The organism is Viridibacillus sp. FSL E2-0187, assembly GCF_038006425.1.
In the GTDB taxonomy this organism is placed as follows: domain Bacteria; phylum Bacillota; class Bacilli; order Bacillales_A; family Planococcaceae; genus Viridibacillus; species Viridibacillus arvi.
This window is the reverse complement of record NZ_JBBOVG010000001.1, coordinates 2526091-2538583: the sequence shown is the minus strand read 5'-3', so window position 1 is coordinate 2538583 and position 12493 is coordinate 2526091. Positions and strand designations below refer to the sequence as shown.

At 36.9% G+C, this 12493-nt stretch carries 9 protein-coding genes; 6 read left to right on the top strand and 3 right to left on the bottom strand.

Going from position 1 to position 12493, the window contains the following annotated elements:
• Positions 1-201: 201 nt before the first annotated feature.
• Entirely contained in the window at positions 202-750 is a 549-nt protein-coding gene (locus MHH85_RS12420; protein ID WP_053416998.1) for a GNAT family N-acetyltransferase, read from the bottom strand.
• 352 nt (positions 751-1102) lie between these two features.
• Here MHH85_RS12420 and dapF point away from each other — a divergent pair, with 352 nt between their 5' ends.
• From dapF to odhB, 6 genes are all read left to right on the top strand, one after another.
• The gene (gene dapF / locus MHH85_RS12415; protein WP_340707316.1) at positions 1103-2071 is read left to right on the top strand and encodes a diaminopimelate epimerase; all 969 of its coding nucleotides are present in this window, start codon (positions 1103-1105) and stop codon (positions 2069-2071) included.
• Positions 2072-2084: 13 nt separating this feature from the next.
• The gene (locus tag MHH85_RS12410; protein ID WP_340707315.1) at positions 2085-4118 is read left to right on the top strand and encodes a PAS domain S-box protein; all 2034 of its coding nucleotides are present in this window, start codon (positions 2085-2087) and stop codon (positions 4116-4118) included.
• An 18-nt stretch (positions 4119-4136) separates the two neighbouring features.
• On the top strand, positions 4137-4811 hold the full coding sequence (locus MHH85_RS12405; protein WP_340707314.1) for a response regulator transcription factor: 675 nt from the start codon (positions 4137-4139) through the stop codon (positions 4809-4811).
• The gene (locus tag MHH85_RS12400) at positions 4808-6214 is read left to right on the top strand and encodes a HAMP domain-containing sensor histidine kinase (protein WP_340707313.1); all 1407 of its coding nucleotides are present in this window, start codon (positions 4808-4810) and stop codon (positions 6212-6214) included. Before MHH85_RS12405 ends, MHH85_RS12400 begins: the two co-directional genes overlap by 4 nt.
• 245 nt (positions 6215-6459) lie before the next feature.
• The gene (locus MHH85_RS12395) at positions 6460-9258 is read left to right on the top strand and encodes a 2-oxoglutarate dehydrogenase E1 component (RefSeq protein ID WP_340707312.1); all 2799 of its coding nucleotides are present in this window, start codon (positions 6460-6462) and stop codon (positions 9256-9258) included.
• A gap of 30 nt (positions 9259-9288) precedes the next feature.
• The gene (odhB, locus tag MHH85_RS12390; protein ID WP_340707311.1) at positions 9289-10533 is read left to right on the top strand and encodes a 2-oxoglutarate dehydrogenase complex dihydrolipoyllysine-residue succinyltransferase; all 1245 of its coding nucleotides are present in this window, start codon (positions 9289-9291) and stop codon (positions 10531-10533) included.
• 539 nt (positions 10534-11072) lie between these two features.
• Here the strand turns inward: odhB and MHH85_RS12385 are convergent.
• Both MHH85_RS12385 and MHH85_RS12380 read right to left on the bottom strand, forming a co-directional pair.
• On the bottom strand, positions 11073-11894 hold the full coding sequence (locus MHH85_RS12385; RefSeq protein ID WP_340707310.1) for a methyl-accepting chemotaxis protein: 822 nt from the start codon (positions 11892-11894) through the stop codon (positions 11073-11075).
• 182 nt (positions 11895-12076) lie between these two features.
• Complete coding sequence (locus MHH85_RS12380; protein WP_340707309.1) at positions 12077-12448, bottom strand: potassium channel family protein; 372 nt, start codon at positions 12446-12448, stop codon at positions 12077-12079.
• Positions 12449-12493: the final 45 nt, after the last annotated feature.

The following is a 12493-nucleotide window of genomic DNA, read 5'->3' as shown; positions in this document are numbered from 1 at the left end:
GTCGAAAATTAAAAAGATATTTTCGATTCGAAAGTTCCAGTGCTTGTCGGGGCTAAACGGGCCGCTTCAGCAATTAGGGATATCCAGCTTCAGGCGCTAGACTCTCGGGTCGTTTCGGTCTCTCGACACAAGACAAAAAGCGTCTTGTGTTCGAGCCCTCCAACGCCTGTCGAGTCTGAACGAGCGCCTTCAGCATTTAAGTTACATCGCTTGTTCTTCTTCTTCTTTGTTCTGACTAGCTGTATATAAATAAAAGAAGTCTTTTTGGATTTTCATTAATTCGAAGTGCTTGTCACCTTGGTTGATTTGTTCGTACAAGGATGGGTGGCTTTCTTTGGCATCCATTATATAGCCAATTTTTTCGGCAGCACGAAGGGATTTCGTGTTTTCGGTGCGAATGCGCAAGAAAACGGTATGAAAATCTAGTTCAAAGAACAGTTCGTTTAAGAAGAGTTCTTTTGATTTCTGGTTGTATCCCTTGCCTTGGTGTGGGGTACCGATCCAAGTGCCTAAAAAGCCTGCGCCGTCTTGCACATCATAGACGGTAATTGTGCCGATGGGTTGTCCCCAGTCATCGGTTATCGTACGAGAAACGGCTTTACCGTTCTCCTCGTCTTCCATTAGTTGGTTAGTCAAAAACCAGTACTCATCGGCACTATTAGCTTTCTGACGCACAAAAGGGAAGACAGATGGGTGTTTTAGTAACTCATAAAGATCGTTACATTCGTGTAATTCACGTCGCTTAATCAAGCGAAACGCCTCCTTTACGGGGGTGAACGTCCAAATTAATGGCAGGTCCTAGCCCCCTCGAAATTTTTCATATAATGTTGCATAAAAAATTTCGGGGTGGGAATCGAACCCACTAGAACCAGCATGACTACTGGTGGCGCACCATTTGCCTTCCCTATTGACTCTATAAAAAATAGGAATCATTTTATGAAATTATTTTGCAATTTAACTATACTAAGTTTTACCTGTTTTGCAAAGAAAAAAACATGAAAAAATAAATTTGTAATATTTACTAGCATTAAATGGAACATATACAGTTGTATGCTTGACAAAATAGAATTATGATATATACAGAGAATACGGGGGGTTGCATATGTTAATGCAGTTACATAAAGTTCATGGTTCAGGGAATACTTTTTACATATTTGAAACAAACAATGAAGAAAGTATGGATTGGTCTAAACTTGGCATTTGGCTTTGTCAAAAAGACAATCTTGGAGGAGCAGATGGCCTACTGCTTGTCGCTCCATCTAAAATAGGACTCGCAAAAATGCGTGTCATTAATGCTGATGGATCAGAGGCATCTATGTGTGGCAACGGTTTACGCTGCGTTGCTCGTTACATTTGTGAAAAGCATAATGTTTCAGAGGCACTCATCGAAACAATGAAAGCCGTCCTAAAGGTACAAAAAGAAGCATCAATTTTTGGTGGTATTCCTACATATTCGGTTGAAATTGCACCAGTATCTTTTGATATTACTTCTTTACCGATGTTTTACAAAAACAAACAACAAATTCGCAATGAAGTAATTGAAGAATTTGCTGATGATATATCATTCACAGCTGTTTCAGTTCCAAATCCACATTTAATCGGAATTGTACAATCAGATAAAATAATCAATACACAACATCAAGAAAGATTATCTAGTAAATTAAATGGAGATAATGAATATTGTCCAGACGGCGTAAATGTGAGCTACGTATACCCGATGGATGAGGACTCAATTTACGTACGTACATATGAACGCGGAGTTGGTTTTACTAACGCTTGCGGCACGGCGATGACAGCATCTGCATTAGTTTCTTCTATAGAAGGATTAGTTTCAGCTAGTAAAGTAACAGTCTATAACCCTGGTGGCTTTGTTCAATGTCATGTGCAACATAATGAAGGGGATAATGTTTTAAAACTGATTGGTAATGCAACATTTGTAGCTGAATTAGAGTTGAACACAGAGAAAGAATGGTTGTGGCAATCTGTAAAGGAAACAGACGAACAAAAAGCTTATGAATCTCTAATTTCTTATGCAGAGACTAAAACAGCATCTATTTATTTAACTTCTTGAAGAGGTGGCAATATTGAATGGCAATCTGATTACTAAAGAGCAGTTTGATGCGCTTTATCAAAATTGTTTAGATTTTGTTTTTTTAATGGAAAAAGTCAGTGATGAATATAACTACGTATACATAAATCGTGCAGCTGAAGATGTTTTTGACGAGTCGCCAATAGACAAAAGTTTATCTGCTTGTTTAGAAACAGAAGTCGTTGAGATGATAGTTAAATATTACAATGAATCTATCGAGAAACAGCAACTGCTTCAATACCGTGATTTCTATTTATTCTCTGACACTAAACGCACCAATGAAACAACCGTTACGCCAATTTATTATGGCGGAAAGCAATATATACTTGCTGTTACGAAAGAAATTTCACAGCAAAAAGTGATGGAGGAAAAAATCTTATTTCTACAATCACTTTTTGACATGAAAATGGATCCGACTATCGTATTAGCAAATGATTTAACCTTTTTTGATGGTAATCCGAAATTTGAGCAGTACTTTAACTGCAAAATTGAAGATTGGAAAGGGAGGATGTTTTTTGATTTTCAGCTTGTTTCACCAGAAGATCATGAATCATTCGCAGAGCATCTCCAAGACGCATTAAATGGAAGAGGGCATCCATCCGTTTTATATACACATAAAAAAGCGGATGGCATTGAGAGTCAATTCCTTGTCAGTTTTTCACCAATCACTACTAATAATCAAGTTGTAGCTATTTATATTCAATGGTTAGAATTAACGAAAAATATTCAATTAAAAGAAGATTTACGTCAAGTAAATCACATGCTCAACAGTTATAAAGGTGCTCTGAATTCAGCGGCAAATATTTGTATTACAGATAAAAATGGAGTCATCAAATTTGTAAATGAGCGTTATGCGCAATCAAGTCAATATAGTGCAGATGAGCTAATCGGAAATTCGACTAAGATATTAAATTCACGAACTCAGCCTTCTTCATTTTATGAAGAAATGTGGAAAACGTTACTGAATGGTCAAATTTGGCGCGGGGAAATTTGCAATCACTCTAAATATGGTAACCGGTACTGGATGGATACTACGATTGTTCCAATCTTCAGCGATAATGGAGAAATTGAGAGTTTTCTTTCGGTCTGCTTTGATGTATCTGATAAAAAAATTATGATGACCAACCTTAGGAATATTGAAAAAACATTTCGACTTATAACGGAAAATACGAATGATTTGATTGTCATTACGAACGATGATGGAATAATCATTTATGTTTCCCCGAACCATATAAATCGACTTGGCTTTGAAAAGGACGAACTACTTGGGCGTTTCTATTTTGATATGATGTCTGATGATAGTAAGGAATTGTTAAAGAGTGAATTTTCATCGACTCTATTAGAAGAAGGGGACGTACAGATTGATTTACAAATTAAAACGAAAAATGGAGAAACTTTTTGGGCTGAAACCTATCTTACGGCAGTAAAGGATGCTGAACTTGACGAAGTGTTCCAATATGTAAGTGTCGCTAGGGAAATTACTCATCGTAAGAAAAGGGAAGATCAGTTGCGCTTTATGGCCTATCATGATAGCTTAACGTTGCTACCAAATCGACGTTACTTATTAATGGAATTTACTAAGTTGGTCAAAGAAGCGATCGCTCTCAATTATGCTATTACATTGCTCTATATTGATGGCGATGATTTTAAAAAGGTGAATGATGATTACGGTCATGATGTTGGGGATGATTTTATCCGTAATTTTGGACTTGCGCTTGTTGCCAGTGTTCGCGATTTAGATATAGTTAGTCGAATAGGTGGAGACGAATTTATTGTTGTCTTAACTAATATGTCTAAAGACCAATACATTCGAAAACAACAAGTAGAAAATACGATTAAACGTATTCAACAAACATTAAAAGATGGCTGGACAATTAATGAACAACACTTTTCACCTACATCGTCAATTGGAATTGCTTGTTTCCCTGAGAATGGTCATTCAATTGAAGATTTGCTAGATAAAGCAGATGAGGCACTATATATAGCGAAAAAAACAAAAGGGAAAAACTCATATCATTTTTCAAGTTAAAGATGGAAGGTGTTTTCAATGCAAAAGCATATTCTATTAGTAGAAGATGAAAAAAATATTGCGCGATTTATTGAATTAGAACTGAAGCATGAACAATTTAAAGTGACAGTTTGTTCTGACGGCCGTGTTGGTTTAGAGACGGCTCTAGAGCAAGAATTCGATGTCATTTTACTCGATGTTATGCTTCCTGAATTAAATGGGATTGAGGTATGTAGGCGCATTAGAGCCATTTCGGATGTGCCTATTATTTTAATAACCGCACGGGATGCTGTAATTGACCGCGTAGCGGGTCTAGATGCGGGAGCAGATGATTACATTGTCAAACCTTTTGCTATTGAAGAGTTATTAGCAAGAATTCGCTCTATTTTAAGACGATACACTTCGATCGAATCAACAGGTCAACAATTAATATTTAAAAATATTACAATTGATTCAGCCGCATACACTGCATATGTCAATGAGGAAATAGTTAGTTTGACTAAAACAGAATTTGATCTACTCAGTTTATTAATTGAAAATAAGAATCGTGTTTGTACCCGTGATCAAATTTTAGAGCAGGTATGGGGTTATCAATCCGATGTGGAAACAAATGTAGTAGACGTTTATATCCGTCACCTGCGGTCAAAACTACCAAAAATAGAAAGTGGTTACATTGAAACAGTTCGTGGAGTCGGGTATGTGATGCGAGAATGAATAGAATACAGTATTATTTATCGAACCAGTCGTTAAAGGGGAAGTGGGCACTTACATCTGCTGCTGTCATTTTCGTTAGCTTTGCTGTTATTTGTTCAGTCCTTTATATTGCTATTCATTCATGGCTTTTAAATGAGCAGGAGCAGTCAGTAAAGCGTACGATGGATGATCTAACCGTGTTCTTTGAATCTCAAGGTAATTTCTTAACCATACATGATATTCAGTCGAATAAGGGGCTTATGAATTCTATTGTAGATAAGAATCAAACAGTCCGTATACTGAATCAAGATAAAATTGAAATATTACGTATTAATGATTCGACGGAAATCATGCCTTTAGTACCAGATGATTTACCAAACCACGGTTATGCAATTTCGAAAGAAAAAGTAGAGAATGTAGATACTTTTTTGGCTGCATCTACAATTAGGATTGGACCTTTTTCCGGGTATATACAATTGACGCATCCCTTGACTTCGTTTGAATCCCTTATGCGCTATATTTTAACAGCTATGTGTATTTTGGGATTAGGGGCCCTTATAGCATCTGCAGGAATAGGCTATCTTTTGGCGACAACATTATTGAAACCACTAGACGACTTAAGACTAGAGATGACAGAAGTAGCAGAACAAGGTTTTACCGCGCCTATTAAACTCCAATATGATGCAAAGGATGAAATTGGTGACTTATTGACCGTCTATCGATCGATGATGGGGGAGCTAGAGCAATCATTCCTTAGCCAGCAACAATTCATTTCTGATGCCTCTCATGAGCTGAGAACCCCTATTCAAGTAGTAGAAGGACATTTATCGTTAATCAAAAGGTGGGGAAAAGATGATCCAGCTGTTTTAGAAGAATCATTAAATACTTCCTTACTGGAAATTACACGCATGAAAAAGCTTATAGAAGAGATGTTAGAACTTGCAAGAAGAGAACAGAACGATTTACAAAACAATGCTGATATTCTAATGATTACTACCGATATTATGGAGGAAATAAAAGTGCTATCTCCGGATGCAACGATTGAATTAGAAGTTGATCCAGAAATTAGTTTCAGGGCAATTATTTCTGAAAATGCCTATGGCCAGATTTTACGCAATCTTCTGCAAAACGCTATACGCTATTCGGAAAATAGTCCAAAGATTAAAATCCAACTTTCAAAACAGCATGAAAGTGTGCAAATTGAAGTGTCAGATCAAGGTATTGGTATCGCAGAGGAAGATCAAACACGTATATTTGATCGTTTTTACAGAGTTGACTCATCTCGTTCACGTGATGGTGGGGGGACAGGATTAGGATTGAGCATTGTAAATATGCTGGTAAATAAATACCGTGGAACGATAAAAGTTAAAAGTAAACTTCATTTTGGCAGCACTTTCACTATAGAATTGCCGGCTGGAAAATGACGTTTTTATCAAACTTTATTCTATTATTAGTTCGTTCAAGAAAAAAATTGCTAAATTTGTTGAAAACGATTGTATTTTTTGTGAAGAGTAGTAAGATTGAAGGGGAAAAATGTTCTTCTTGATTTATTAATACAGTTGTTTCACTTAAGCAGGAAGAATGGTAAGATAGTTAGTGGATTTTCAAATTATTAATTAATTTAATTAATGGAACTGCCACTTGGCAAAAAAGTTGGAGGTAATTCTACATGTCAAACAATGTTTCACCTGTAAGCTCACCATGGGCAGCTTTTTCAGGTCCCAACCTTGGCTATGTGATGGAAATGTACGATTTGTATTTAACATCACCAGAAGAAGTTGATCCAGAACTTGTATCATTATTCGAACAATACGGAGCACCAGTTCAAACTAGTGAAGTATCAAACGTTTCAAACGTTGAACCAGGTAACTTTGCAAAAGTTTTAGCTGCCGTTCAATATGCGGATGCCATTCGTGTATATGGTCACTTAGGAGCAGACCTATATCCTTTAAAAGACCATCCACGTGACACTACTCGAATCGAAGCAAAAACTTACGGTTTATCTGATCAAGATCTAATCGAAATCCCTGCTTCGTTATTATTAAAAGACATTCCTGCAAGCGTTAACAATGGATTAGATGCTATTAATTACCTAAAAGCGATTTACACAAGTAAAGTTGCTGTAGAAATTGCACACGTTGTTAACAGTGAAGAGAGAGTGTGGCTTCAATCTAAAATTGAAAGTGGCGTATTTAACGCAGGACTTTCTAATGATGAGAGAAAAGCAGTTTTAAACCAATTAACAAAGGTTGAAGGATTTGAGAAATTCATCCATAAAACATTTGTAGGACAAAAACGTTTCTCTATCGAAGGTTTAGATGCATTAGTTGTTCTAATGGATGAAATTGTTCACCGTTCAGAAGACAAAGGTGTAAAAAATGTTATGATCGGTATGGCTCACCGTGGTCGCTTAAATGTGTTAACACATGTATTACACAAACCATATGATATGATGTTTGCTGATTTTGCGCACGTTCCAAATGAGTTATTTATTCCAAAAGACGGTTCTTTAGAAGTAACTAAAGGCTGGTTCGGCGATGTTAAATATCACATGGGTGCTACATATAACAGCAAAAAAGGTACAACAATCAAATTAGCGTATAACCCATCTCACTTAGAAGTAGTGAGTCCAGTTGTTACAGGTCAAGCACGCGCGGCTCAAGATAACACTTCTAAAGCAGGTGCTCCAACTCAAGATGCTAAATCTGCTCTAGCGATATTAGTTCATGGTGATGCAGCGTTTGCTGGTCAAGGTGTCGTAACTGAAACGATGAACTACTCTCGTACAAAAGGATTTAACACAGGTGGTTCAGTTCATATTATTGCTAATAATATGATTGGATTTACTACTGAGCATTATGATTCACGTTCAACTGTATACTCTTCAGACCCTGCAAAAGGTTATGAAATTCCAATATTACACGTTAATGCGGATGATCCAGAAGCAGTTGTACAAGTGGCTCGTTTTGCAGTAGAATATCGTGAACAATTTGGTAAGGATATTTTAGTAGACTTAGTCGGTTACCGCCGCTATGGTCATAATGAAATGGACGAACCAATGATTACAAACCCAACAATGTACACAGGTGTTCATGGACACGATACAGTACGTGCATTGTATGGTAAAGCACTTGCAGACCAAGGCATTATAACAGCAGAAGAAGTCGCAACTTTAGATGCCGATACACAAAAAGAAATGCAAGCAGCTTATGATCATGTGAAAGAAGTTGGCGATGGGCAACATGTTGAAAACGAAATGCCAGAAGCTGTGAAGAACGGTTATGATATCGTAGAAACTGGTGTTGAACGCGAACGTCTAGAAAAAATGAACAAAGAATTATTAACATGGCCACAAGACTTCAATGTCTTCAAAAAACTAGGCAAAATCCTTAGCCGTCGTGAAGATGCATTTGTAGGTAAAGGTAAAATTGACTGGGGTCATGCTGAAACATTAGCATTCGGAACAATTACACAAGAAGGTAATTCGATCCGTTTAACAGGTCAAGATGCACAACGTGGTACATTCGCACACCGTCACCTAGTGTTACATGACGAAAAAACGGGTGCAGAATTAACACCTTTACACCACATTTCTGGTGCAGATTCTTCATTTGTTGTATATAACAGCCCATTATCTGAAGCCGCAATCGTAGGTTATGAATATGGCTATAATTTAGAAAACGAGAAAAACTTAACTATCTGGGAAGCTCAATACGGTGACTTCGCAAACATGGCTCAAGTAATGTTTGATAACTTCATTTCAGCATCTCGCTCTAAATGGGGTCAAAAATCTGGTCTTGTTATGTTATTACCGCATGCTGCTGAAGGTCAAGGTTCAGAACATACAAGTGCTCGTTTAGAACGTTTCTTACAATTAGCTGGTGAAAACAACTGGACAGTTGCAAACCTATCAAGCGCTGCAAACTACTTCCATTTATTACGCCGTCAAGCTAAGATGTTAGGTACAGAAGCAATTCGTCCATTAGTTCTTGTATCACCAAAATCACTATTACGTAATCAAATCGTAGCAGCAGATGTTGAGGAATTAACAACTGGTCACTTCGAAACAGTTATTGAACACCCGACAACTGGTTCAGCTGCGAAAAAAGTAGAGCGTATTCTATTTGCTTCAGGTAAAGTAGCTATTGATATCGCAGAAAAAGTTGGAGATGGCAAAGATTTCGATCACGTACACTTAGTACGCGTTGAACAACTGTACCCATTCCCATCTGAGAAAATTGCTGCAATCATTAAGCGTTTCCCTAACGCAAAAGAACTTGCTTGGGTACAAGAAGAACCTCAAAACATGGGTTCATGGACATTTGCAGATCCTTATATGCGTGAAGTAGCAGAAGACAAAGACGTTCGTTACATCGGTCGTATCGTACGTTCATCTCCTGCTGAAGGTGATGCAGATTCATACAAAGCTGAACAAGCACGTATTATTGAAGAAGCTGTAACTCGCTAAAAAGCGAATACTTTGAAGGAGGAAATTATAGTGGCTGAAATTATTGTCCCGGAATTAGCAGAATCTATCACAGAAGGTACGATTGCACAATGGGTGAAAAAACCTGGTGATAAAGTAGAAAAAGGCGAGTTCATCGTTGAACTTGAAACTGATAAAGTAAATGCTGAAATCATTTCTGAAGAAGCTGGTATTTTGAAAGAAATCCTTGCTGAAGAAGGCGATACTGTACTAGTAGGTGCTGTAATCGCAATCGTTGAAGCAGGTGATGCTGCTGCAACACCAGCACCAACACCAGCAGTTGAAGAGGCTGCACCGGCACCAGCTGTAGAAGCACCAAAAGCGGCACCAGCACCTGTAGTTGCTGAAGAAGCATCATCAACTGAGCGTGTAATTGCTAGCCCAGCTGCTCGTAAATTAGCTCGTGAAAAAGGAATCGACTTAGCATCTGTATCTCCAGTAGATCCTCAAGGTCGAGTTCGCGTACAAGATGTAGCTGCACATGGTACAGCGCCAGCTGCTCCTGCTGCAAAACCAGCTGAAGCACCAAAAGCTGCTACTCCTGCAGTTGATGAATCTCGCGTGACAGTTGAAAAAATGTCTCGTCGTCGTCAAACAATCGCAACTCGTTTACTTGATGTAAAACAAAGTACAGCAATGCTTACTACTTTTAACGAAATCGACATGACAAACGTTATGGCACTTCGTAGCCGTAAAAAAGATCAATTCCAAGAAAAGCATGATGGTACTCGTCTTGGTTTCATGTCATTCTTTACAAAAGCAGTAGTTGCTGCACTTAAAAAATATCCATACGTTAATGCTCAAATCGTAGGTAACGAAATCCACTTAAATAACTTCTATGATGTTGGTGTTGCTGTATCTACTGACGATGGATTAGTAGTACCAGTTGTTCGCGATTGCGACCGTAAAAACTTCGCTGAAATCGAAGATGCAATCGGTGGTCTTGCTAAAAAAGCACGAGACAAAAAATTACAAATCGCTGACCTACAAGGTGGTTCATTCACAATCACTAATGGTGGTGTATTCGGATCATTAATGTCTACACCAATCATGAATGGTACTCAAGCTGCTATCTTAGGTATGCATACAATCCAAAAACGTCCAATCGCTGTTGGTGATGAAGTACAAATTCGTCCAATGATGTACGTTGCACTATCTTATGATCACCGTATTATTGATGGTAAAGATTCTGTAGGATTCTTAAAAACTGTAAAAGAATTACTTGAAAACCCTGAAGATTTATTATTAGAATCTTGATTTATATGAACTTAATGTAAGAACGTAATAAGCCCTACACACTTTTTGAGAGTGTGTAGGGCTTATTTTTATTAGGTGTAAAAAGAATAGAAATGGATGAAAAGAACCTAATGCAGAGACTTCAATTAAGTTACATTAACATTTTTTTAATGAAGTGCAATGTTGCTTTTGTGAACAGGCGTAGATAGACAAAGTAGATAGTATGGTTTCCTTTGAAGCAGTACTTAGTAGTTCTGTCGCTATACGCTGTAATTGATAGGTTTCAATAGTAGTCAATTTTTGTGGATTAATATGTCGTTCCATGCGATTCACCTCTTATATTCATTATAAGAACATTCGTTCCTTTATTCAAGGGGGATATGACAATAAAATCGGACAAATGTAGTAAATTCTTTTATGTACAAAGGAAACTATATAGGCGTGAAGGTGAATTTGAAGCAAGGTAAACATGTAATAGAGGGTAAACTTAAGCCCATTGATTACATAACATCAATGAGCTCGAGTGTAATGCTTTCTATTAACTCATGGAGTGATAAAAATCATCGTAATGTTTCTTTCATTAATTGCCCCATTTGATTACTGAGTGACCCTAGTTCTTCTATAATTGAGCTGAAGTCTTGTACTAGCTCAGCTTGTTCATTAGAAGCGGAATTAATCTGACTCATGCTACCCATTAAACCTTGTAAATTTTGTGTGATATTTTTCAGTGAATCTTCAATTTTTTCGGTAGCCGACTTTGTTTCTAGAGATAGTTTTCGTACTTCTTGAGCAACAATATTAAATCCAGCACCATGCTGACCTGCTCGCGCTGCTTCAATAGAAGCGTTTAACCCTAGCAAATTCGTTTGTTGGGAAATTGATTTGATAAAGTCTGTAACGCTATGAGAAGCTTCTGAATCAGCAAGGGCTTGGCGAGATTGAGCAGTAATTTCAGTACTTGTTGCTGCTAGCTCCTCTGAATGAGAAGCAACAAGATGTACTTTATCCTGTAAACCCATGACAGCATTTTGTAGATGATCCATATAAGATTGTAATTTTTCTTGTTTTTCCATAGAAAATACTAAACTAAAAGCTCCAATTACATGACCATTTTCTTTAATTGGATATATGTTTGTGTGAAGTAAGACTCCATAAAATTCGGCAGGTATATCTCTTTTAACGTTTTTCCCTGTAAAGGCTTGTCGTAATTCTTCAGTATCTTCCATCGTATCACCAGTCTTTACTCCTAGATCAACTTTAGTTCCTGGTGATGCAAAGTAGACTTTGTTTTGGTTTCGCTCAACAATACTTACAAAGATTTCATTATTGAATGCCATTTGTATGTATGGTGTAGCCTGTTTTAAAACTTCTAATAAACTCAAATAAAAAACCTCTCTTCTATATACTAGTCATCAGATATAAGTAATTTGTATCTACAATTAATTTTTATATAGATAAAATTAACTATGTTCATCATATCTTATATTACATATAGAGTAAATATTTTGATTATTCTAAAGAGGGAAAATGAATAAAAATAAAAAGGTCGTCATTTAAGACAACCTTAAAACTTACTATTTTTTTTTACTTTTTTAATCTCAGTAGTCGAATCATCTGTAGATTTTATCATCGTTTTACCAAGAGTCAGTAATGTTAGAAACATAACCCCTACTCCAACCGCTAAATAAAACATAGTAAACACTTTACCCAGATTTGTAGTTGGTGTGAGCGAAGTATCTACACCACTAGGAATCAGACTGACAACACAAAAGTATATGGCGTCAAGAATAGACCATCCTTCTACCTTTGTATAAAACATCGTGCCTGACAAAAGGATGAGTAATAATGTAGTAAACAATGAAATAAATACTGGTTGCTTAAAAGCACGGATTAAAGCCTTTATAAGACGTTTTGTAGTTAATATAAATGAAATCATAGATTCTCTCTTTCTGTTGCAATATGAAACTAGTATATAACAGAT